At 39.5% G+C, this 22,445-nt stretch carries 20 protein-coding genes; 2 read left to right on the forward strand and 18 right to left on the reverse strand.

Features of this window, described 5'->3' with window-relative positions; genetic code table 11:
• The first annotated feature begins 175 nt into the window (after positions 1-175).
• Positions 176-1,879, forward strand: a complete 1,704-nt coding sequence (locus tag ACORHT_RS05930) for a thiol-activated cytolysin family protein (protein ID WP_434349709.1) — start codon at positions 176-178, stop codon at positions 1,877-1,879.
• Between the two features lie 451 nt (positions 1,880-2,330).
• On the opposite strand, the gene ACORHT_RS05935 is transcribed toward ACORHT_RS05930, so the two are convergent.
• From ACORHT_RS05935 to gyrA, 16 genes are all read right to left on the reverse strand, one after another.
• Positions 2,331-3,110, reverse strand: coding sequence for an L-threonylcarbamoyladenylate synthase (locus ACORHT_RS05935; protein ID WP_434349710.1), 780 nt, complete (start codon positions 3,108-3,110; stop codon positions 2,331-2,333).
• 27 nt (positions 3,111-3,137) lie between these two features.
• Positions 3,138-3,731: a 3-isopropylmalate dehydratase small subunit gene (gene leuD, locus ACORHT_RS05940; protein WP_434349711.1), complete on the reverse strand. Its 594-nt coding sequence runs from the start codon at positions 3,729-3,731 to the stop codon at positions 3,138-3,140.
• A gap of 9 nt (positions 3,732-3,740) precedes the next feature.
• Entirely contained in the window at positions 3,741-5,123 is a 1,383-nt protein-coding gene (gene leuC, locus ACORHT_RS05945; RefSeq protein WP_434349712.1) for a 3-isopropylmalate dehydratase large subunit, read from the reverse strand.
• Between the two features lie 3 nt (positions 5,124-5,126).
• Positions 5,127-5,396: a DUF1294 domain-containing protein gene (locus tag ACORHT_RS05950; RefSeq protein ID WP_434349713.1), complete on the reverse strand. Its 270-nt coding sequence runs from the start codon at positions 5,394-5,396 to the stop codon at positions 5,127-5,129.
• Positions 5,393-6,430 carry a 3-isopropylmalate dehydrogenase gene (leuB, locus tag ACORHT_RS05955; protein ID WP_434349714.1) on the reverse strand — a complete coding sequence of 346 codons (1,038 nt, stop codon included), beginning with the start codon at positions 6,428-6,430 and terminating at the stop codon, positions 5,393-5,395. Before leuB ends, ACORHT_RS05950 begins: the two co-directional genes overlap by 4 nt.
• Before the next feature lie 11 nt (positions 6,431-6,441).
• Positions 6,442-8,004 (reverse strand): 2-isopropylmalate synthase, encoded by a 1,563-nt coding sequence (locus ACORHT_RS05960; RefSeq protein ID WP_434349715.1) that lies wholly within the window; start codon positions 8,002-8,004, stop codon positions 6,442-6,444.
• Positions 8,005-8,317: 313 nt separating this feature from the next.
• Positions 8,318-8,974 (reverse strand): MmcQ/YjbR family DNA-binding protein, encoded by a 657-nt coding sequence (locus ACORHT_RS05965; RefSeq protein WP_434349716.1) that lies wholly within the window; start codon positions 8,972-8,974, stop codon positions 8,318-8,320.
• A 43-nt stretch (positions 8,975-9,017) separates the two neighbouring features.
• The gene (locus tag ACORHT_RS05970) at positions 9,018-9,650 is read right to left on the reverse strand and encodes a copper homeostasis protein CutC (RefSeq protein WP_434349717.1); all 633 of its coding nucleotides are present in this window, start codon (positions 9,648-9,650) and stop codon (positions 9,018-9,020) included.
• Positions 9,651-9,743: 93 nt separating this feature from the next.
• Positions 9,744-10,103, reverse strand: a complete 360-nt coding sequence (locus ACORHT_RS05975) for a YbaN family protein (RefSeq protein ID WP_434349718.1) — start codon at positions 10,101-10,103, stop codon at positions 9,744-9,746.
• Positions 10,104-10,210: 107 nt separating this feature from the next.
• Positions 10,211-12,298 carry a type I DNA topoisomerase gene (gene topA / locus ACORHT_RS05980; protein ID WP_434349719.1) on the reverse strand — a complete coding sequence of 696 codons (2,088 nt, stop codon included), beginning with the start codon at positions 12,296-12,298 and terminating at the stop codon, positions 10,211-10,213.
• Between the two features lie 118 nt (positions 12,299-12,416).
• Positions 12,417-13,280: a DNA-processing protein DprA gene (dprA, locus tag ACORHT_RS05985; RefSeq protein ID WP_434349720.1), complete on the reverse strand. Its 864-nt coding sequence runs from the start codon at positions 13,278-13,280 to the stop codon at positions 12,417-12,419.
• 103 nt (positions 13,281-13,383) lie between these two features.
• Complete coding sequence (dapA, locus tag ACORHT_RS05990; RefSeq protein ID WP_434349721.1) at positions 13,384-14,319, reverse strand: 4-hydroxy-tetrahydrodipicolinate synthase; 936 nt, start codon at positions 14,317-14,319, stop codon at positions 13,384-13,386.
• A 358-nt stretch (positions 14,320-14,677) separates the two neighbouring features.
• Positions 14,678-15,754, reverse strand: a complete 1,077-nt coding sequence (locus ACORHT_RS05995) for an aspartate-semialdehyde dehydrogenase (protein WP_434349722.1) — start codon at positions 15,752-15,754, stop codon at positions 14,678-14,680.
• Positions 15,755-15,998: 244 nt separating this feature from the next.
• The gene (gene tnpA, locus ACORHT_RS06000; protein WP_434349723.1) at positions 15,999-16,463 is read right to left on the reverse strand and encodes an IS200/IS605 family transposase; all 465 of its coding nucleotides are present in this window, start codon (positions 16,461-16,463) and stop codon (positions 15,999-16,001) included.
• A 201-nt stretch (positions 16,464-16,664) separates the two neighbouring features.
• Positions 16,665-17,411, reverse strand: a complete 747-nt coding sequence (locus ACORHT_RS06005) for a class A sortase (RefSeq protein WP_434349724.1) — start codon at positions 17,409-17,411, stop codon at positions 16,665-16,667.
• Entirely contained in the window at positions 17,411-19,879 is a 2,469-nt protein-coding gene (gene gyrA / locus ACORHT_RS06010) for a DNA gyrase subunit A (protein WP_434349725.1), read from the reverse strand. The genes ACORHT_RS06005 and gyrA overlap by 1 nt, the downstream gene beginning before the upstream one ends.
• A 194-nt stretch (positions 19,880-20,073) precedes the next feature.
• Here gyrA and ACORHT_RS06015 point away from each other — a divergent pair, with 194 nt between their 5' ends.
• The gene (locus tag ACORHT_RS06015) at positions 20,074-21,060 is read left to right on the forward strand and encodes an L-lactate dehydrogenase (protein ID WP_004253416.1); all 987 of its coding nucleotides are present in this window, start codon (positions 20,074-20,076) and stop codon (positions 21,058-21,060) included.
• A 65-nt stretch (positions 21,061-21,125) separates the two neighbouring features.
• Here the strand turns inward: ACORHT_RS06015 and sdbB are convergent, their stop codons facing one another.
• A complete protein-coding gene (gene sdbB / locus ACORHT_RS06020; RefSeq protein WP_434349726.1) occupies positions 21,126-21,671 on the reverse strand; it encodes a thiol-disulfide oxidoreductase-associated lipoprotein SdbB in 546 nt (181 codons plus the stop codon).
• A 12-nt stretch (positions 21,672-21,683) separates the two neighbouring features.
• Positions 21,684-22,391, reverse strand: coding sequence for a thiol-disulfide oxidoreductase-associated membrane protein CcdA2 (gene ccdA2, locus ACORHT_RS06025; protein WP_434349727.1), 708 nt, complete (start codon positions 22,389-22,391; stop codon positions 21,684-21,686).
• Positions 22,392-22,445 lie beyond the last annotated feature (54 nt).

The following is a 22,445-nucleotide window of genomic DNA, read 5'->3' on the forward strand; positions in this document are numbered from 1 at the left end:
GCGAGAGAGAAATTACACTAAAAAGCATAAATCTATAAAAATAAACATATATATAAATATGTCCATTTTGTTAAGAAAACGATTGCATTAGATTTTTATTTCTGCTAGAATATTTTTATCCCGAGAAAGCGCATTCAAGAGATAATAAAATGAAATAATAAACTAGGAGCTTTATATGATTCAAAATAATCTTGAAAAAGGTTTTCGTTATTCTATCCGAAAACGTAGCATTGGTGTCTGTGGTGTAGTTATTGCAACATTTTTATTAAGTACAGCTTCGATTATTCAAAATAATACTGTAAAAGCTACTGAACCCCCAATTTCAAGTAGTTCTAATCCAAAAACAGAACCTACAGTAAACGAACAAGAAAGTACTCCAAACCTCAATTCAAAAACCGAAGAAAAAGATGCCACTACTGTAACTGAAGCACCAAAAGCAGATGTTATGGAAAACCTCATGAGATCTACTAATCAGGCCGATAAGGACTTGAATAAATATCTTTTCGGATTAAACTACAACAAAATTGATATTTTAACTCGTAGAGGTGAAGCAATCGAAAATTATTCAAATACATCTTCAAAACAACAAGGAAATGAATTTGTTGTAATTGAAAAAGTGAAAAAGAGTATTTCTAATAATTCAGCTGATGTTTCAATTAACGGTAATAGCGACATCTTCTTAGGCGCTTTGTTCCGAGCAGATCAAGGTTTATTAGAAAATAAACCTCAACTTGTTAGTATTGATAGAAAACAGGGTAGAATCAGCGTAGACCTTCCAGGAATGGCTGGAACAGATAGCTATACTGATGCAAACACAACAGTCAGTGGTATGCAGGTAGGAATTAACACTCTGGTAAATAGATGGAATGCAAATTATGCATCAAGCAATCCTGCACCTTCTCGTATGCAATACGATTCTACTTCAGCATATAGTATGAATCAACTAAAAGCAAAATTTGGTAGCAACTTTGAAAAAATTGGGGTTGATTTAAAAATTGACTTTGAAGCTGCACAAAAAGGTGAAAAACAAATTGAAGTTGTCGACTTTAAACAAATTTACTTTACCGCTAACTTTGATGCACCAAAAAATCCTGGAGATGTCTTTGGTGATAATGTAACAGTCAACGATTTACAAGATCGCGGCTTGGATGAACAAACACCTCCTGTTTATGTTTCTAGTATGTCTTATGGCCGTCAAATGTATGTTAAATTTGAAACAACAAGTACAAGTACAGAACTTAAAGCAGCTATAAATGCTGTCATTAAAGGTGTGCCTATTAACCCTGAATCTGAATGGGCTCGTGTTTTGAAAAATACTTCTGTAACAGCTGTTATTGTTGGCGGTAACGCTGATGGCGCTGCTCGAGTAGTTACTGGAACACCTGAAGATCTCAAAAAATTAATTCAAGAAGGAGCTAATTTTAGTACACAAAATCCTGCAGTCCCTATTTCTTATAAAACTGCCTTTTTAAGAGATAATCAAGTTGCAACAATCCAAAACAGTACTGATTATATCGAAACAAAAATTACCTCTTACAAGAATGGCTATCTCAATTTGCAACATAAGGGTGGGTATGTCGCTCGTTACTACGTTTACTGGGACGAAGTCACATATGACGAAAATGGAATTGAAAGCATCCGATCTCGTGAATGGGAAGATAATGGAAAAAATAGAACTGCTGGTTTCCAAACTGAACTACAATTTAGAGGAAACGTTCGCAATCTTCGCGTAAAAATTCAAGAAAAAACAGGTCTTGCTTGGGAACCTTGGCGAACAGTTTATAATCGTACAGAATTGCCTTTAGTTCAAAAACGCACTATTATCAATTCAGGAACAACACTAAAACCAAAATATAGTGAACAAGTCGAAAACAACTAATAAAATGGTTAAACTACAGAGTATCATTATTCATCAAGTATCATTTTTGATCCACTTTGAATTTGAAGAAAATCAATATGATAACTCTATTCGATAACTTATACAATAAAAGGAAAACATCTTTTCATGAGATGCTTTCCTTTTTGTTTTTGAGGTTCTTAATCCAATTAACTCAACTTATCGCAATTTAATACTCATTTAAAATCAAAAAGAGGAGAAATGTTACTGTATAAACAAACATATTAAAGTTATTGTTAGAAACTCATTACTTGCTTGCCCTGAATATAGTATTGTTCATTGATTTGCTGGTAAATTTACAAGTTTATACTTGTATTATGATGTTTCTTAAGCCGCCTATCAATAAAAAATGAACTTTGATTTTAATTGTGTATGAATACTTTTAAAAAATCTGTTTTTATCAATAATGACTAAACCTCACTTCTTCTACATCCTAATAATACTCACCCTGACGATAGTCCCATGAGTTAAAGGTGTCTGACAGATGCATCATGATTTTATCGATGTCAAGTCCTTTACGGATCACAACTGGTGCTGGTGAGATTGAACGTTCTCCTCCTTGTTCTGGAATAAGCTTGCCGTCTTTATCAACCATAGACACCATCACACCTTGCTCGTAGCGAGTTTCAACTGTTTTGTCAGGTTGGATAGATGCCACGTAGTCGTCTGCTTCTATGACAAGATCCACTGCTCCTTCGATACGTTGACCGATTCCTTCCACCTTACCACGATTTCCTTTTCCAGAAGGGTTTGCAGATGAAGCGTAGACCATTTTACCTTCTTCCCAAAGTTTAGCAGCCAACTGTTCACCAGCTTTACCAAACTTGATGACAAAGCAGCTCGTTCCACGAACGTCAGTCATGAGTTCTTCACGTCCATCCCCGTATGCTTTGAGTTTTTCAAAGGCTTCTGGTTTCCATGGAAGGATACAACCAAGAAGAATGTCTTCGTCCCAATGTTTTTGGTAAAAGGCTTCAATTTCTGGGTTGAGTTGTGCTAAAGCGCGAAGCTCATCCATGCTACCGCAGAGAACAACACCTGGTTTGTTACGGTTACGTTCTTTAGCTTCAAACTTACGTTCAAGTCCTGACTTGTCACTGGTCATGATGATGTAGCCAACTTTTGTAGGACAAACGATACATCCGCCCTCACCTTTTAAAATGTCATAGCCTTCTTGTGAAAGTGTTCCGTTCCATTGAATGTGTTTTGTCATAGTTCTATTTCCTTTTCTATATTTATTCTAATCCTGCCAGTAGGCTGGACGTTGTCTTTCATAAGCAACAATCAAATCTTCGTACTGCATGGTAATACCGATATCATCCAAACCATTTAAGAGCTTGTGTTTCCAATCGCTATCAATTTCAAAGGAGAATTTTCCGACTGGTGTGATGATTTTCTGTTGTTTCAAGTCGACAGTTATCTGGTCGTTTGGTTTGAGTTGGGCGAGTTTTTCTCTAACCTCCCTAGGTTGAATAATAGGCAACATACCATTATTGAGTTCATTATTGTAATGAATATCTCCAAAAGACCCCGCAATCACGACCTTAAAACCATAGTCTGCTAGCGCCCAAGCTGCGTGCTCTCTAGAAGAGCCAGCCCCAAAGTTATCTCCTGTGATGAGAATACTCGCCTTGCGATATTCTGGTCGGTTAAAGACAAAGTCTGGATCCTCAGTGTACTTATCGTCCAGATAACGCCAAGCATACATGAGATATTTACCAAAGCCTTTCTTATCAATCAACTTCAGAAACTGTTTGGGAAGAATTTGGTCGGTATCGATATTGTCATTCATCAGAGGAACGGTCGTTCCCGTATAAACTGTAAATTTCTCCATATCCTCTCCTTACTGGGCTTCTGGCATTTGCCGTACATCTACGAAACGTCCTGCGATAGCTGCCGCAGCTGCCATAGCTGGACTACAGAGATGAGTCTTAGCACCAAAGCCCTGTCGATCCTCAAAGTTACGATTGCTAGTCGAGGCACAGTGAACACCATCTGGTACTTTATCAGGATTCATTCCTAGACACATAGAACACCCTGGATCTCTCCACTCGAAGCCGGCATCTAGGAATACCTTGTCCAAACCTAACTTCTCAGCAGCTCGCTTGACTGGTCGAGAACCAGGTACCACGATAGCTGTTAAGTTAGGGGCAATCTTCTTCCCTTCGACAAATCGAGCTGCCAGTTGTAAATCACTGAGACGAGCATTTGTACAAGAACCAATAAAGACATAGCCTAGTTGGATATCTGCTGGTTTTTGACCTGGTTGCAAATCCATGTAATGATAGGCTCGTTCATCATTCATATCCGTAATTTCTGGGAAACTAGAATCAAAGTCAACACCCATAGCGGGATTAGTACCCCAAGTCACCATAGGAGCCAATTCTGACACATCCAAACGAATAACCTTATCATAAACGGCATCTTCATCACTAACCAGTCTTTTCCAATCAGCTACTGCTGCATCAAAATCCTTGGGAACACACTCTCGACCCTTCAAATAATCATAAGTCCTCTGATCCGGATTCATAATTCCCATTTTAGAGCCAAACTCGATAGACATATTGCAGATAGTCATTCTCTCTTCCATAGTCAGAGCATCAATCGCTTGTCCACGATATTCCACCACATAGCCAACACCACAGGCAACGCCGTACTTGGCAATCAAAGCTAAAATAAAATCCTTGGAATAGACTCCTTTTTGAGGAACTCCTGTGAATTCCACCAACATTTTCTTGGGTTTAACCTGCCAAATGGTTTGGGTTGCAAAGACATGCTCGACCTCACTGGTCCCAATCCCAAATGCGATAGCTCCGAAAGCTCCGTGAGTAGCCGTATGGCTATCACCACAGACAATGAATTTCCCAGGTTGTGTTCTTCCTGTTTCTGGACCAACCATATGAACGATCCCTTGTTTTTCTGAACCGTGGGCTGCATGTTCAATTCCAAACTCTTCAACATTTTCAGCTAACTTATCAATCTGTGCTTTGGAGATTACATCTCGAATATCATATATATTGACCGTCGGGACATTGTGGTCAAAGGTACCAAATGTTAAATCTGGTCGTCTCAATCTACGTCCTGCCTCTCGCAATCCTTGAAAAGCTTGAGGACTGGTCACCTCGTGAATATAGTGCTGATCTACATACATGAGTTGAGGCTGTCCTTCTTCTCCTGTAATCACATGGAGGTCCCATAATTTATCAAAAATCGTTTTTCCTGCCATTCATTACCTCCATATAAAATACAAAGCTACTAGTGTAGTCACTATTCCTAGGAACCAAACCGTTTTAAAATACCATTTTCTAATCTTGTGGTGAAAGGTAACACCTGCCAACCAAGCACCAAAACCACCACACAAGAACGCAAATAATAATAAATATTTCTCTGGGATGCGCCAAGCACCTCTATTTGCCCTGGATTTGTCAATTCCATAGATGATAAAAGTCAAAAGATTCCAGATCAATAGAGCAAAAGTAATTCCTTCGTTTAGTTTCATAGTCTTGCGATAATGGCTTCTGTCATTTCCCTAGTCGAAGCCTGTCCTCCTAAATCTCTCGTTAAAATTCCTACTGCCAAACTGGCTTCTACAGCATTTTCGATACGCTTTGCATCCTCATATCGTCCAAAACTATCACGCAACATCATAGCAACTGATAAAATCAGGGAAATTGGATTGGCAATCCCTTGACCAGCAATATCAGGTGCCGAACCATGAATGGGTTCATAGAGACTCGGCCCATTCTCAGAGTGACTGGCTGATGGCATGACACCAAGTGTGCCTGATAGAACACTTGATTCATCAGATAAGATATCTCCGAAAAGATTCTCTGTCACGATAACATCAAACTTAGCTGGATTGGTAATCATGAGCATAGCAGCTGAGTCGACTAGCTGGTGCTCCAAGGTTACGTCGGGATAATCTTTTGCGACTTCCTCAGCTACTCTTCGCCAAAGTTTTGATGTTGCCAAAACATTTTGCTTATCGATACTGGTAAGGATTTTTCTCCGATTTCTTGCTATTTCAAAAGCCTTGCGAATAATCCGCTCCACTTCTTCGTAACTATAATCGTTGATATCACGCGCTTTTTTTTCTTCAAGGATATGTTCTCCAAAGTAAATCCCACCTGTCAACTCACGTACTACTACAAAGTCAACACCAGTTATTCGTTCTGGCTTAAGAGGTGATAAGTGCCTGAGACTCTCAAATATTTTAACCGGACGAATATTAGCATAGAGATTGAGTTCCTTTCGGAGAGCCAAAAGTCCTTGTTCAGGTCGAACTGGAGCATCATCATACTGAGGACTACCAATTGCAGCGAGTAGAATAGCATCCGCTTCTTTAGAAGCCTTGAGCGTTTCGTCTGGTAAAGGATGTCCTGCCGCATCAATTCCTGCACCTCCAAAAGGTCGTCTATCTATCTCATAGTCAAAGCCTGTTTTTTCGGATATAGATGCTAGAACTTCTAAACCAGCTTCCATGATTTCTGGTCCAATCCCATCACCTGCTAGGGCAACAATTTTCTTTGTCATGGTATTCTCCTTTAAAGACTAGGCATGTCACGATAGGAAACATTTGGACCTATCTCTCCGGTATTCTCTTTTTGAACAAAAGTATTGGCATTGATGTAAGCAATAGCTGAAGCCTTCAACACATCGAAATCAATTCCGGCCGCGTTAAAGATTGTTTCTGTTTCTCTATTTTCAACAGTGACCAATACACGTGCCTGGGCATCAATCCCATCAGTAACTGCATCAATGGTGTAGGATACCAGGCGAACAGATTGATTAAAGAACTTGTCAACAGCGTTAAAGATAGCTTCAACAGAACCTTGTCCAGTCGCATTAAAGTCGACTTTCTCACCATCCAAATTAGCCAATCTAACAGTTGCTTCAATTTCATTTTCCGCATGAGTTTGAAGTTGTAAATCATTAAAGTGGAAACCTTCTGGATTTTCAACCATGGTTCCAGCTACCAGAGCACGAATATCCGCGTCTGTGACTTCTTGTTTCTTATCTGCAAGTGATTTGAATTTGTCAAAGAGTGGCTTGATATCCTCTTCTGTGAAGTCTAAGGCCAGTTCTCTCAGTTTCTCTACAAAGGCATGTCGACCAGATAATTTTCCAAGCGGAAGACTATTACTCTTTACACCCACCAACTCAGGTGTGATGATTTCATAGGTAAGTGGATTTTTAAGAACTCCGTCTTGGTGAATACCTGATTCATGAGAGAAGGCATTTCCACCGACAACTGCCTTATTTTTGGGAACTGGAATCCCTGAGAAGCGAGAGACCATTTCGGACGTATTAATCGTTTCGTTTAGGACGATACTTGTCTCTGCTTGATAATAATCTTGTCGAATATTGAGAGCCACTGCTATTTCTTCTAGAGCAGCATTCCCAGCTCGTTCTCCAATACCGTTAATGGTTCCTTCAATTCGTCCTGCTCCGTTCTTGACAGCAGCAAGGCTATTTGCAACTGCCATTCCAAGGTCATCGTGACAGTGAGGCGAATAGATAATCTGACGGTCGATTTTAACATTGTCAATCAGATATTTAAAGATACTTCCGTATTCCTCTGGAGTTGTAAAACCTACTGTATCAGGAATATTGATATAAGTCGCACCCGCATCAACCGCAGTTTGAACGACTTGTAGGAGAAAGTCCAGCTCAGTTCTAGTCGCATCTTCAGGAGAGAATTCTACTACTTCAAACTTACTCCGTGCATAGGAAACATGTTCACTGATCGCTTCCAAAATCTCTTCCTTACTCTTATTGAGCTTATACTTACGGTGAATTGGACTGGTAGCGATAAAGACGTGAATCTGAGGATACTTTGCATCTTTAAGTGCTTCATAACAAGCGTCAATGTCTGATTTAACAGAACGAGCTAATCCTGTCACGGCTGTTTTTTTCATAGCCTTAGCAATTTCTTGAACAGCTGTAAATGAATCTGGACTAGCAGCTGGAAAACCAGCTTCAATTGCTGAAATTCCCCATTTCTCTAGCTGTTTTGCTATAGCAACCTTTTCCTTTATTGAAAAATTGACACCTGGTGTCTGCTCACCATCTCGGAGACTGGTATCTAAAAACTCAACTACACGCATGAGAATTCTCCCTTCACATTTTCGATATAGAAAAAACATCTCGCTCGGAGTTCCAAGCGAGATGTTGATTTACTCCCGCTTGGTAAGCCAAACAGGACTAATGCTTTTGCACTAGTCCGAGTACCTCAACAACAAAGCAAATTGATTAAACTTAGCTGTTTTCATGTTTGGCTTTCTCCTTTGTTTGATGTCTTGTTTAGTATTCTAGCATAGGAAAAATCACTTGTCAAGAAAAATCCAATATTTTCTGAAAATTTCTTCAATAAAGAATATTTTGCGAATTGAAAGTATTTGAAAACTCAAATATGTTTATTTATTTCTTAGAAGTCAAAAACCAACTTCTCTCAAATAATTCAAGGACCTTTTCGTCAGTTAGAGTGTCATCGAGTGGAAGACTAATCCAATAGCGTTTATTCATATGAAAGGCTGGATAAATCCCGTTTTGTGAAAGCAAGTCAGCTACTTGGTCGTGTTTGAGGTTGACTGCTTCCACTAACCCTTCTCTCCCCTTATCTAGCCTATCCCAAGGAATTCTCATTAAAATAGCATACCACTTCTGATTATCTTCATGGCGCAAAACCGCCGTATCAGGCGATTTCTCCCATAGATATTCCAGCTGATTGCCATACTTTTCTTGAACAAGCGCCATGATTCTCTTGGTCTGTGGACAGAGAAATTCCTGTACCTCAAAACAAGCCTTTCGAATACCATAAAGAACTTCCAAACAAGCCTCTCGAACAGTTCCGACAAAAGTACCTCTCATACTTTCCATATGAACTTGAGGATAGAGTTCGCCAGTTTCCTGATCAAAAACCTGAAAAGTTAAATCACTATCCTCAACAGTAATCTTCATAAGAAAATCACCCTGCAAGATAGTCGAACTATAGATCCATACACCTTGATTTTCTACAAATCCATACTCTTTAGCCTTTTTACTATTAAACTGATAGGCTTTAAAAAATTCAAACATAAGCGAAAACTGCTACCAAAAGCTAGCAGTTCCTTTCTATTTTTTAAAAGACAACCTTTGTTCCATGTAATTGTGTCACGCCCAGTTGGTCAATAAAGGTTTGACGGTTGTCCATGTCAATCCCTCCACCAGGTAAAATTTCAATTTTTCCTGCAGCATGTTCTAAAATTCTGCGGTAGTGAGCAAAACGTTTCTCTAGCGAGTCGCCAGATACACCAGCTCGAGTGAGAATGCGTGTTACACCAGCCTGGCTAAGCCAATCAATGGCTTCCAACTGATCTTCATCGCTCAAATCATCGAAAGCCATATGGAAGACAATCTCCATACCTTTAGATGAAGCAATCAATTTTTCAAGATTGGCCTTGTCCAACTTCTTATCAGCAGTCAATGCACCAAAGACAACGCCCTGACTTCCTGCTTGAGCAGTTAGAGCAATATCCTCAAGCATGATAGCAACTTCTAAATCGTTGTAGACAAAATCACCACCACGCGGGCGAATCATAGTCATAATGGTCGTTTCGTAGTCGGCCGCCAGTTCCACAGCTGCCTTTGTCACTCCGTAGCTTGGAGTTGTTCCACCAACTGCTAAATTATCACAGAGCTCGATGCGGCGAGCTCCTGCCTGCATAGCCTTTTCAAGCAAGGTCACATTTTCAGCACAAAATTCGTAAATCATTTGATACTCCTTGAAGATTAGTTTAAATTCATTATATCATATTATTCCGAATATGTTTTTATTTTTATCAAGAGAAATCCTTACTTATTAAAGCTATTCTTTATCAGGAATCACCTTAAAAAGATAGTAGGTAATAAAGATGGTTAAACATCCCAAAGCAATTTTTACAGGTAAGAGCGGAGCAAAATAAATGGAGATTCCCATCAAAATATAAATCGATACGATAATCTTCTTCTTTCGTTCACGCGCAATAGACTTAGTTTCTCTAAAGTCCGCAACATAAGTTTGGTAGAGCTTGGTATGATAGAGCCAATCTTCAAAACGTTTAGAAGATTTTGAAAAACAAGCTATTGACAACAAGAGAAAGGGTGTTGTTGGCAAAAGTGGTAAAACTATACCTACGAGAGCTAGAGCTAACGAGATAAAACCAATACTGAGATAAATGAAACGCATATCTTCTCCTAGTTTAGAATAATCATTTACTAGTTTCCCACATTTTAATGAATTTTGTCAAGCCTTTACTAAAAAGAGCCTGAAATTTATTTTCAGGACTCATTTTTTTATTTGATTTTTTCTTCTTCATAGTCGCCATTGCTACAAACTATTTGCTTACCGCCACCACGGACTTTTTTCTCCATGAGGAAGTTACCACATTTTGGACAATCTCGCCCTACAGGCTTGTCCCAAGAAGTGAATTCACACTCTGGATAGCGATTGCAACCATAAAAGATACGATTACGCTTGGTTTTTCTTTCAATGATTTGTCCTTGATGACAGCTTGGACACTCAACACCAATCTCTTTCACGATAGCCTGTGTATGACGGCAATCTGGGAAATTGCTGCAAGCATAAAACTTACCAAAACGACCAAGTTTAATAACCATCGGACTACCACACTCTTCACAATCAAATCCTGCTGGCTCATCCTTGATTTGGATTTTTTCCATCTCCTCTTCGGCTTTGGCAACCTCTTTAGAGAAGGGTTTGTAAAATTCATCAATCACTCGTTGCCATTGTTCTTTACCGACTTCGACATCATCAAGTTTTCTTTCCATTTCAGCTGTAAAGGTCACATTGACAATATCAGGGAAGTACTCAACAATCAGTTTATTGACAATTTCTCCCAACTCTGTCGGTTCAAAACGCTTGGCTGCCAAACGCACATAATAGCGTTTTTGAATAGTTTCAATGGTAGGTGCATAAGTCGATGGACGTCCAACCCCATTTTCCTCCAAGGTCTTAATCAGTGTTGCTTCCGAATATCGGGCTGGTGGTTGAGTAAAGTGTTGCTCAGGTTTACTATTGACCTGTTTGACAACATCACCAACTGCCATGTCCGGCAACATCTTATTCTTATCTGAGTCATTGTAAATGGCCAAGTAACCATCAAATTTAACCTGACTGCCATTTGCTGCAAATTGAACTCCATTTTGAGAGAGCTTAACAGCCATGGTATCAAAGATGGCACCAGTCATCTGACTCGCTACAAAACGGTTCCAGATAAGGGTATAGAGTTTTAGTTGGTCTTTGTCTAAGTATTTAGCAATTTTTTCTGGCGTGTTAAAGACACTCGATGGGCGAATAGCCTCATGGGCATCTTGAGCACCAGAGGCATTTTTCACCTTGCTACCATGCTTAGAATACTTACTACCAAAACGTTCATTGATGTAGCTTGCAGCTTCATTTTGTGCAACTGGACTGATACGAGTCGAGTCTGTACGCATATAGGTGATCAAACCTTGGACGCCCGTACCAATATTAATCCCTTCATAGAGTTGCTGGGCAACCATCATGGTCTTTCGAGTACGGAAATTGATTTTATTAGCTGCATCCATCTGCATAGTTGAGGTAGTATAAGGTAGTGGAGCGTTACGCTTGCGCTCTTTTTTATCTACCTGATCCACTGTAAAGTCTTTGCTGGATAGGTGAGACAAGACTTCTTTGACCTCTTCATTACTAGTCAATTTCATCTTCTTGCCATTCATTCCATAGAAGGATGCTTGGAATTGCTTAGTCCCCTTTTTGAAGACTCCATCAATAGTCCAATATTCTTCTGGTTGAAAAGCATTGATCTCATTTTCACGGTCAATGATTAGCTTAAGGGCAACAGATTGCACGCGCCCTGCTGATAAGCCCTTCTTAACCTTTTTCCATAAAATTGGTGAAATAGAATAACCTACCAAGCGGTCCAAGACACGACGGGCTTGTTGGGCATCCACCAAATCCATGTCAATCTTACGAGGTTCTTTAAAGGCATTTTTTACCGCATCTTTTGTAATCTCGTTGAAAACAACACGGTTAGCATCATTCTCATCTAGATTCAAAATATGAGCCAAATGCCAAGAAATAGCTTCTCCTTCACGGTCCGGGTCACTTGCGAGGAAGACTTTATTGGATTTTTTAGCTTCTTTTTTCAAGTCATTGATGAGAGGACCTTTTCCGCGAATATTGATATATTGGGGCTCGTAGTTATTCTCAAAATCGACCGACATACTGGATTTTTTCAAATCACGGATATGACCGACACTTGCTAAAACTTTATAGTTTCTACCCAAATATTTTTCAATCGTTTTAGCCTTTGCAGGCGACTCCACGATTACTAGATTTTTTTTAACTGTTGATTTTTTCTTCTTTGTTGCCGTAGCCACAGTATCACACCTTTTCAAAGTAATAAACTTTATAAAGTGTAAACCATTTTTAGAGACCTGTCAAGACCTAACTACTATATATAGAAGAAAAGTTTGATTATTGAAATCTTATAGACTTCTAAAATTCAAATTCTGCCAAGACATCTTGACCACTTGTAACCAGCTTTGCCCCCTCTTGGACCAAATGATGACAACCATCCGAACGGCCGTCTAAAATACTACCTGGTATAGCAAAGACATCTCTTCCTTCTTCCAAAGCTCGTTCACATGTAATCAAACTTCCTGAACGCATCTTAGCTTCTGCAACAATCACACCCCTACATAATCCTGCTATAATCCGATTTCTTGCTGGAAAATGATATTTCAAAGGTTCTTCACCAGGCCCATATTCACTGAGGAGCAAGTGATGTTGGCCGATGTAGTCCTGCAAACGTTTATTCGATCGAGGATAGTAGACATCTAAGCCAGTACCAATGACAGCAATAGTTTTTCCGCCACTTTGAAGAATAGACATATGAGCTGCCGTATCAATTCCCCTAGCAAGACCACTGACAATGACTAGTTCATTTTCCAATTCTTGAATCACCTTACGAACTGATTTTGTACCTGTTTGGCTACAGCTGCGACTTCCAACAACCGCAATTTTGGGCAACTTTAATAAGTTTATATCTCCCTTATAGAAAAGCAGAACTGGTGCGTCGTAGATTTCACAAAGGGCAAAAGGGTAGACATCATCTAAAATGGAGAATGACGGAAATTTCTCAAAATCTCTCTTTAAACGATCCATACTCTCAAGGCTTAGTTTGTGGTATCGTTCCATAAAGAGAATGGGATTACGACATTCAGAGGCCTCAGCAATAGTCTCTAAGCTTAACTCTTGATCATAAATTTCTCCGAATTGAAGAACCTTCAATACCTGCTGATTACTTAAACCTGCTTGCTTCAACTTATAGATCTCAAAATTATCAATTTTTATCTTCATCATCGACTCCTTGTTTATCTCTCTAGTTATTTATTCGTAAATAAAAGAAAAAAACTTCCTAACAAAAATATTTTGTTTAGGAAGTTAATCATTCATCGAATTATTAATAGTCTGGACGAAGAACACCAGTTACTGTCGCTTTAGTTGCTTCATAGTCACCATCTATAACAACCTTGATGATGCGTTTAGCATCTTCTTCTGGAGCTGGAACTAAAGGCAAACGAGTTGGCCCAGCTTCAAATCCCATATAATTCAGCACAGCTTTAACAGGAGCTGGACTTGGATATGAGAAGAGAGCATTAACTTTAGGAATAAATTGTCTCTGAATTGCAGCTGCTTTTTTAATATCACTGTTAGCGATAGCTGTGAACATCTCATACATTTCATCACCATTTGTATGCGATGCGACAGAGATAACTCCATCAGCACCCAAGTTCATCGCATGGAAGGCATCACCATCCTCACCTGTATAAATCAAGAATTCCTCTGGTTTATGCTCGATCAAATAAGCCATATTAGCAAGGCTGGTACATTCTTTGACACCGATAATATTTGGATGTTCCGCCAAACGAAGCATGGTCTCAGGAGTTAATTCTACCACTACACGACCTGGAATATTATAGAGGATAATTGGCAAATCAGATGAATCGGCAATAGCTTTAAAGTGCTGGTACATCCCTTCTTGAGAAGGCTTATTGTAGTAAGGAACAATGGCAAGTCCTGCTGCAAAGCCACCAAATTCTGCTACTTCTTTGACGAACTCAATCGAGTCACGTGTGTCATTTGTACCGATACCAGCAATCAAAGGAACACGCCCCTGAACCACCTTTTGAACCGCTGCAAAAAGCTCCAGTTCCTCATCGTGGGTAAGAGTTGGACTTTCAGCAGTAGTTCCCGCTAATAGAATTCCATCAGTATGATGGGCTAACAAGTGCTCAATCAAGTCTGGAATTGCATCAAAATTTATAGAGCCATCTTCATGAAAGGGAGTTATAAAAGCTGTGATGATTTTGCATTCTTTTAAATCTTGATAGGACATATAAACACCTTTCTCTATATAAGAAAGAGGCTGGAGCATACTTGCCTTTGCCTCCTGTTCTGTAAGTAAAACAAGTAGATTCGCTAGATAGCGAAGGAGAAATCAAACTCTTCGAGTTACTGATTTGTCAATCATAACGCAGTGGTTGATTGCTCAAAGCAATGCTTTAAGGGAGCAGATAAGACTTACGAAGTAAGTTCTTCCTTAAGCTTTAACATGCCATCAAATCCCTAAAGATAACCTAATCAACTGTGCGGGGGTACTAAAAAGGTCCTGCGAACCTTTTTTGCCCGAGCTTTAAATCCAAAAAGCGAGGAAGAAATCAAACTCTTCGAGTTACTGATTTCTGTTTTGCTCCCTATTTCAATTCAAATTTTAATTCAGCTGTTGGGCGTACTAGACCACGTTCATGCAATGTTTCTGCAATTTGAACTGAGTTCCAAGCTGCTCCCTTGAGAAGGTTGTCAGATACCACCCACATGTGGATACCTTTTTCAGCATCTAGGTCCTTACGAATACGACCTACAAAGGTATCGCGTGAACCAACAGCGTTGATTGCTTGTGGATAGATTTGATTAGCTACATCATCCTCCAAAACTGCGCCTGGGAAAGCTGCGATAGCAGCTTTGACTTCTTCAATTGGAGCAACCTCTTTTGTTTCAATATAAACTGATTCTGAGTGAGCTGACAAGACTGGAATACGCACGCAAGTTGCTGAAACAGCGATACTATCGTCTTCCATGATTTTCTTAGTTTCCTTAGTCATCTTCATCTCTTCATAAGTGTAATCATTATCTGTGAAAAGATCGATTTGTGGAAGAGCATTGAAGGCAATTGGATAATGCTTCTTATCACCACCTGAAGGTAGAATATCAGCTTGCAAATCACGTGGATTTACACCATCATTCAAAACTTCACGAAGTTCACGTTGCGTTTCAAGGATAGCACCCATGCCCGCACCTGAAACAGCTTGGTAAGTTGAAACGATGATACGATCCAAGCCCCATTTTTGACGAACTGGTTCAAGAGCCACCATCATTTGGATTGTTGAACAGTTAGGGCAGGCAATGATTCCGTTATGGGCATCAAGGCCGTGAGCATTGACTTCAGGAACAACCAATGGTACATCTGGATTTTGACGGAAATAAGAAGTATTGTCAACTACCACTGCACCTGCTTTAACTGCATAAGGAGCATACTTAGCAGATGTCGAACCACCTGCTGAGAAAAGAGCAATGTCAACTCCCTCAAATGATGTTTCAGTCGTTTCCTCAATCGTAATATCTTGATCTTTAAATTTCAAAGTCTTACCTGCTGAACGTGCAGAAGCAAGTAAACGGATTTTTTCGATTGGAAGTGTTGATTCTTCCAACATTTTTATCATCTGAGCACCGACAGCACCTGTCGCGCCGACTACAGCAACTGTATATCCCATAAATAACCTCTTTCGGAATTTTCTAAAAATTTCTATAATAGAAACATTATACTACTTTTTCATAAAAATGAAAAGTCTTTTCTATATCAATTTTCTGAATGAATCATAACCACCCGTCAAACGGGTGGTTTGTACCAGGGCTATAAGCCCAGATAACTAGCCAGCGCCTAAAGACGCTGGCTTTCACTTTGTTCAAGCCTTATTGCATTTGACTCGTCACAAGCCTCTCAAAGAGGCATATGTACTACTTGCCACTATCCCTAAAGGGATCTTCATATTCTTTTACACTCAACTTATCTAAAGCAATATCTTTTCGCTCTTGTTCCTGAATGTATTTCTTTATTGTGGCTTCATTGAGGCCAACTGTACTCACATAATATCCCTCTGCCCAAAAATGTCGATTTCCAAACTTATATTTCAGATTTGCGTGTTTATCGAACATCATTAGAGCGCTTTTACCTTTTAAATATCCCATGAAACTTGAAATACTAATTCTAGGTGGAATACTTATCAACATATGAACATGATCTGGCATTAAATGGCCCTCGATAATCTCAACACCTTTATAACTACATAATCTATGGAATATTTCTCCCAAACTACTTCGATATTGATTATAGATCACTTTTCGTCTATACTTAGGGGTGAACACAATGTGATATTTACACATCCATTTTGTGTGTGATAAACTATGTGCTTTTTGAGCCATATTTTTCTCCTTTCGCTTTACAATTGGCTTGAACACCTTAATTGTATCGCGTTTGGAGTTTTTTGGTATAACCTTCGATGCGCACCCGCATAGCGGGTGGTTTTTTTGTCTCGCACCTAACGGAGCGAGACGGACTGAAAGTCACATAATAAGAAAAAGGCTCGCTAATTCTAGCGAATCCTTTTTCAATAATCTTATTTATTAATATCTTTGCTTGTAAGGCTTATTAAAGGCCTCTAAGACATCTGATGGAGTTTCTGCATAAGATTTCATCTCTTTGAAATCTCCCTTTACGATAATCCGTTCTGTTGCGTTATAGTCCACACAGGTTACCAAGGTAATCTCATTAATACCCTCACGATCTTCTATTTCATCAACACGATCAGGTGTAACGTGTTTGACTTCGCGAATGACGTAGGTATAAACCTTTTCCTTATCAGTCAGATAGATTTTCATGCCTTCTTTTGCATTGACTAAAGGTGAAAAGAGCATCTGACTTGCATTTTCAGCGGTAAAAATATGGTGACTAGCTAGAGAATAATTTCCCTCTCCCATTTTTTGATTTGGTTTCATGGTTCCTGCTCCATAGAACAAGTTCACATTATCCAAACCTTTAAAGATAGGTAGGTTAATCTCTACTTCAGGAATGGCAATTCCTCCAATAACAGGAAGTTGTTGGGCATCCCACTGGGCAGATAAAACCGCTTCGGATGAGATAGCCTTTACAGAATCGAAATCAAAATTTCCTTCTATTTCCAAGTTTTCTTCAAGCTTTTCCTTTGTTACTTGGCTCACTTGATACTTATTGGTATTCCAAACCATAAAGATATCACGAATTTTCGAGTTAAAGATCAGAGCAATTGATAGCAAGATTAAGAATCCTGCTAGGATATTAATGAGTAGATTCTTACGTTTATTTTTTTTACTTACATTCTTTTTTTGAGACATTATGCTTCACTTTCTGTTTCTTTTTCTGTCCCAACTTCTTCTTTCTCCGCAGCTGCAACACTTGTAAAGGTCACAATCTTGGCATTCTCGTCTAGACGCATGACTTTCACTCCCATGGTTGAGCGTCCAGTTTGAGAAATATTGGCGACATTTGTCCGAATCATCACACCGGTATCTGTAATGATCATCAAATCTTCATCTCCTTTAACAGTTAGAAGACCCGCAAGTGGACCATTTTTCTCAGTGACATTGGCTGTTTTCATTCCTTTACCAGCACGACCCTTAGTTGGATATTCAGTGGCAACTGTACGTTTACCATACCCTTTTTCAGTGATGATAAGGACTTCATCTTTGTCGGTAATCACTCTAGCACCAACTACTGTGTCACCTTCACGGAGATTTACTCCCTTAACACCTGTAGCGCTGCGACTCATGCCACGGACTGAAGACTGGTTGAATCGAACTGCATATCCTAATTTAGTACCAATGATGATATCTGTGTCTTTCTCAGTTAGTAAGACATTAATCAATTCGTCCTCATCCTTCAGATTCAAGGCTTTCAGACCATTTTGTCGGATATTAGCAAATTCTTTAACACTGGTTCTCTTAACAATACCAGCTCGTGTCGTAAAGAAGAGATAGGCATCATCACTGCGTTCAGATTCGACATTGATAATGGTTTGAATACTTTCCCCTTCGTCTAGTTTCAAAAGATTGACGACTGGCAAGCCCTTAGCAGTGCGACCATATTCTGGAATTTCATATCCCTTAAGACGATAGACACGTCCTTTATTGGTAAAGAAGAGCAAATGATCATGAGTACTGGTCGAAACCAACTCACGGACAAAGTCATCATCCTTAACTCCAGTTCCTTGAACGCCACGTCCACCTCGTTTTTGAGCTGTGAACTCGTCTTGGTCCAAACGTTTGATGTAGCCTTTGTTTGATAGAGTGATGAGAACATCAGATTCTTCAATCAAGTCTTCATCTTCAAGTGTCAAAACTTCTCCGACCATCAATTCAGTACGACGTTTATCACCAAATTTGCGCTTCACTTCATCAAGTTCTTCTTTGATAATTTGCGAAACACGCTCTGGCTTAGCAAGAATATCTGCCAAGTCAGCAATCAAGGCAATGAGTTCATCATACTCAGACTGAATCTTATCACGTTCCAAACCTGTCAAACGACGAAGACGCATATCAAGAATCGCCAAACTCTGACGTTCAGATAGCTTGAACTTGCTCATCAATTCAGCTTGGGCTTCTGCATCAGTTTCACTGGCACGGATAATACGAATAACTTCATCAATATGATCCAGAGCAATCAGCAAACCTTCCAAGATGTGGGCGCGTGCTTCAGCTTTCTCTTTGTCAAATTGTGTACGACGAGTCACCACTTCTTTTTGGTGCTCGATATAAGCATCCAAGATTTGACGAAGAGAGAGAATCTTTGGTACACCATTCTGGATAGCCAGCATGTTAAATCCAAAGCTAGTTTGCATCTGAGTCATCTTGAACAAATTATTCAAAATAACATTAGCAGATGCATCACGCTTCACCTCAATTACGAAGCGAACTCCCTCACGGTTTGATTCGTCACGAACAGCTGTAATACCTTCGATACGTTTTTCTTGAACTAAACGCACAATATGCTCATGGACTTTGGTCTTATTAACCATGTATGGAAATTCTGTTACAACGATACGTTCGCGACCAGTTTTTGTTTCCTCGATTTCTGTACGGGAACGAAGAATAATCGAACCCTTACCAGTTTCGTAGGCCTTATGAATACCTGATTTCCCCATAACAAGGGCACCAGTTGGAAAATCTGGACCAGGAAGAACTTCCATTAATTCCTTGGTTGTGACTTCTGGATTATCCATCACTAACTTAACAGCATCAATGGTTTCACCCAAGTTATGTGGCGGAATATTAGTCGCCATACCAACAGCGATACCTGTAGCACCATTGACCAAAAGATTTGGGAAACGCGCTGGGAGAACCACAGGTTCACGTTCATTGGCATCATAGTTATCTACAAAATCAACCGTATTTTTATTGATGTCACGAAGCATCTCAAGAGCAATCTTACTCATGCGTGCTTCAGTATAACGCTGGGCAGCGGCACCATCACCATCCATAGAACCAAAGTTTCCATGACCGTCTACAAGCATGTAACGGTAACTCCACCATTGAGCCATACGAACCATGGCTTCGTAGATAGATGAGTCACCGTGTGGATGGTATTTACCCATGACATCCCCTGTAATACGGGCAGATTTCTTATGGGGTTTGTCAGGTGTCACACCCAATTCGTTCATACCGTATAGAATACGACGATGAACTGGTTTCAATCCATCTCGAACATCAGGAAGGGCCCGCGATACGATAACACTCATGGCGTAGTCGATAAAGCTGGTCTTCATCTCCTTTGTCAGATTGACATTCACTAAATTTTTATCTTGCATTAACAAATGCCTCATTTCACTATTAGTAATTAGTAATATTATACCATAGTTTAGCCTAGATTTCAGGCTTCTGACACCTCTAAAACGTTTACATGAATAACTGAAGGGTCTATCCGTGACAAAGCCATTTAAAAGTGATAGAATGAAATCAAACAGGGAATCCCCCTAAAAAAATAAAGGAGATGTTTAGACAGATGACAGCAACTAAACAACACAAAAAAGTTATCCTCGTCGGTGACGGTGCCGTAGGTTCTTCTTACGCTTTTGCCCTCGTTACACAAGGAATTGCACAAGAACTTGGTATCATTGAAATTCCACAATTGTTTGAAAAAGCAGTTGGTGATGCTGAAGACCTTAGCCACGCGCTTGCATTTACTTCACCTAAGAAAATCTATGCAGCTAAGTATGAAGACTGTGCGGATGCGGACCTTGTAGTTATCACTGCTGGAGCTCCACAAAAACCAGGTGAAACTCGTCTTGATCTTGTAGGTAAAAACCTTGCTATCAACAAATCAATCGTTGAACAAGTTGTTGCATCTGGATTTGACGGTATCTTCCTTGTTGCTGCTAACCCAGTTGACATCTTGACTTACTCAACATGGAAATTCTCAGGTTTCCCTAAAGAACGCGTTATTGGTTCAGGTACTTCACTTGACTCAGCTCGTTTCCGTCAAGCACTTGCTGAAACTATCGGTGTTGATGCACGTTCAGTTCACGCCTACATCATGGGTGAGCACGGTGACTCTGAGTTTGCAGTTTGGTCACACGCTAACGTAGCAGGTGTTAAATTAGAACAATGGTTACAAGCTAACCGTGACTTGAATGAAGCTGACCTTGTTGAACTCTTCATTTCAGTTCGTGACGCTGCTTACTCAATCATCAACAAAAAAGGTGCAACCTACTACGGTATCGCAGTTGCCCTAGCTCGTATTACAAAAGCAATCCTTGACGATGAAAATGCTGTTCTTCCACTTTCAGTCTTCCAAGAAGGTCAATACGGTGTTGAAAACGTCTTTATCGGTCAACCAGCTATCGTTGGTGCGCACGGTATCGTTCGCCCAGTTAACATCCCATTGAACGACGCTGAAACTCAAAAAATGCAACTTTCTGCTCGCGAATTGCAAGAAATTATTGACGAAGCATGGAAAAACCCAGAATTCCAAGCTGCTTCTAAAAACTAATTCAATTAAATTTTAAAAAAAAGAAATGTCTAGACAAAACAGTCTAGACATTTTTTTGTATGACTTTAATCCATTTGAGCAAAAGCTGCTTCTGCATCTGCATTACTAATCGCTCCAAGCTGAATTTTCCCAATTTTCCCTTGTGAATCAATCAAAATTTCTGTTGGAATACTCCGAATTTGATAGGCTTGAAATGTCGCTCCTTCTGTGTCATACAAAACTGGAATATCTTTATAACCTTGTTCCTGATACCATTTTGGAAATTGATCAACAGTTTTTTCACCTTGAAGCCCTGGCGCAATCACCGACAAAATTTCGAAATCACGATCTTTCTTAGAAGCGAGTTCCATTAATTCTGGCATACTTTTACGGCAAGGCCCACACCAAGATGCCCAGAATTTAAGATAAACTTTTTTACCTTTGTAATCAGACAATTTTACTTCTTTTCCATCCATAGATTGCAAAGTAAAATCTGGTGCTTCTTTTCCGACTGCAACTTGTTGTAAGCTGGTTTGTTGTTGATTTTGACTTTGTTTACTTTCCTCTTGCCCACAAGCAATCAAAAGAAAGAGTGATAAGCAACTAAGCCCAAGACATAGGATTTTTTTCATCTTTAACTCCTTTTATCCAAATATTCCTGATAGTACATTTAATTGCCCAAATATCAATAGTATTCCCATAAGAATAATGAGCAGACCTCCAATTTTCTTAAGCAAGAGAATATGGGGTTTTATCTTACTAAAATAAGGCATGACAAAACCTGATGCCAAAGCTAATAGTAAAAACGGAAGAGCCATCCCCAGAGTGTAGACTAAAGTTAATAAAGCACCTTGAAGGGCACCGTTACCTCCTGAAGCTGCAAGAGCTAGCACTGAGCTTAAAACTGGACCGATGCATGGCGTCCAACCAAAGCTAAAGGTGATACCAAGTAGAAAAGCTGATAGATAGTGACCAGATTGACTCTGCTTGAAGTTAAGCGTCTTTTGTACCTCTAGCTTGCGTAAATGAAGGATCTCCATCTGATGTAAACCGAGAATTATAATGATAGCTCCCATAACATAGCGGAACCAGTCAGCATAGAGTAAATGGCCAAGAAATCCAGCTCCAAATCCTAGTATAAAGAAAATGACAGATATCCCTCCAATAAAGCAAAGGGTGCGTATCAAGCCTGACCATGCCACATCTCTTCCCAAAAAACGAAAGGTCCTTGATTTCTCCTGATTATCCAATAGTATACCCGCATAGACAGGTAATAAGGGGAAAATGCAGGGAGAAAAGAACGATAAAACTCCCGCTAAAAAAACGGAGATAAAAAATAAACTACTTTCCAATTAAAGACCTTCTTTCATAATTTTCACTTTATATTTTACTACAAATAACATTAT

It is taken from the genome of Streptococcus sp. KHUD_014 (assembly GCF_051106275.1).
In the GTDB taxonomy this organism is placed as follows: Bacteria; Bacillota; Bacilli; order Lactobacillales; family Streptococcaceae; genus Streptococcus.

Excerpts from the sequence above, each read along its gene's own strand:
- leuB (WP_434349714.1), bottom strand. The coding sequence starts at position 6,430 with ATGACAAAGAAAATTGTTGCCCTAGCAGGTGATGGGATTGGACCAGAA.
- ACORHT_RS05930 (WP_434349709.1), top strand. The coding sequence starts at position 176 with ATGATTCAAAATAATCTTGAAAAAGGTTTTCGTTATTCTATCCGAAAA.
- leuD (WP_434349711.1), bottom strand. The coding sequence starts at position 3,731 with ATGGAGAAATTTACAGTTTATACGGGAACGACCGTTCCTCTGATGAAT.
- leuC (WP_434349712.1), bottom strand. The coding sequence starts at position 5,123 with ATGGCAGGAAAAACGATTTTTGATAAATTATGGGACCTCCATGTGATT.
- ACORHT_RS05970 (WP_434349717.1), bottom strand. The coding sequence starts at position 9,650 with ATGATTTACGAATTTTGTGCTGAAAATGTGACCTTGCTTGAAAAGGCT.
- ACORHT_RS05960 (WP_434349715.1), bottom strand. The coding sequence starts at position 8,004 with ATGCGTGTAGTTGAGTTTTTAGATACCAGTCTCCGAGATGGTGAGCAG.
- ACORHT_RS05935 (WP_434349710.1), bottom strand. The coding sequence starts at position 3,110 with ATGACAAAACACATTCAATGGAACGGAACACTTTCACAAGAAGGCTAT.
- tnpA (WP_434349723.1), bottom strand. The coding sequence starts at position 16,463 with ATGGCTCAAAAAGCACATAGTTTATCACACACAAAATGGATGTGTAAA.
- ACORHT_RS05950 (WP_434349713.1), bottom strand. The coding sequence starts at position 5,396 with ATGAAACTAAACGAAGGAATTACTTTTGCTCTATTGATCTGGAATCTT.
- ACORHT_RS06005 (WP_434349724.1), bottom strand. The coding sequence starts at position 17,411 with ATGTCTCAAAAAAAGAATGTAAGTAAAAAAAATAAACGTAAGAATCTA.
- gyrA (WP_434349725.1), bottom strand. The coding sequence starts at position 19,879 with ATGCAAGATAAAAATTTAGTGAATGTCAATCTGACAAAGGAGATGAAG.
- dprA (WP_434349720.1), bottom strand. The coding sequence starts at position 13,280 with ATGAAGATAAAAATTGATAATTTTGAGATCTATAAGTTGAAGCAAGCA.
- ACORHT_RS06015 (WP_004253416.1), top strand. The coding sequence starts at position 20,074 with ATGACAGCAACTAAACAACACAAAAAAGTTATCCTCGTCGGTGACGGT.
- ACORHT_RS05965 (WP_434349716.1), bottom strand. The coding sequence starts at position 8,974 with ATGTTTGAATTTTTTAAAGCCTATCAGTTTAATAGTAAAAAGGCTAAA.
- ACORHT_RS05975 (WP_434349718.1), bottom strand. The coding sequence starts at position 10,103 with ATGCGTTTCATTTATCTCAGTATTGGTTTTATCTCGTTAGCTCTAGCT.
- dapA (WP_434349721.1), bottom strand. The coding sequence starts at position 14,319 with ATGTCCTATCAAGATTTAAAAGAATGCAAAATCATCACAGCTTTTATA.
- sdbB (WP_434349726.1), bottom strand. The coding sequence starts at position 21,671 with ATGAAAAAAATCCTATGTCTTGGGCTTAGTTGCTTATCACTCTTTCTT.
- ACORHT_RS05995 (WP_434349722.1), bottom strand. The coding sequence starts at position 15,754 with ATGGGATATACAGTTGCTGTAGTCGGCGCGACAGGTGCTGTCGGTGCT.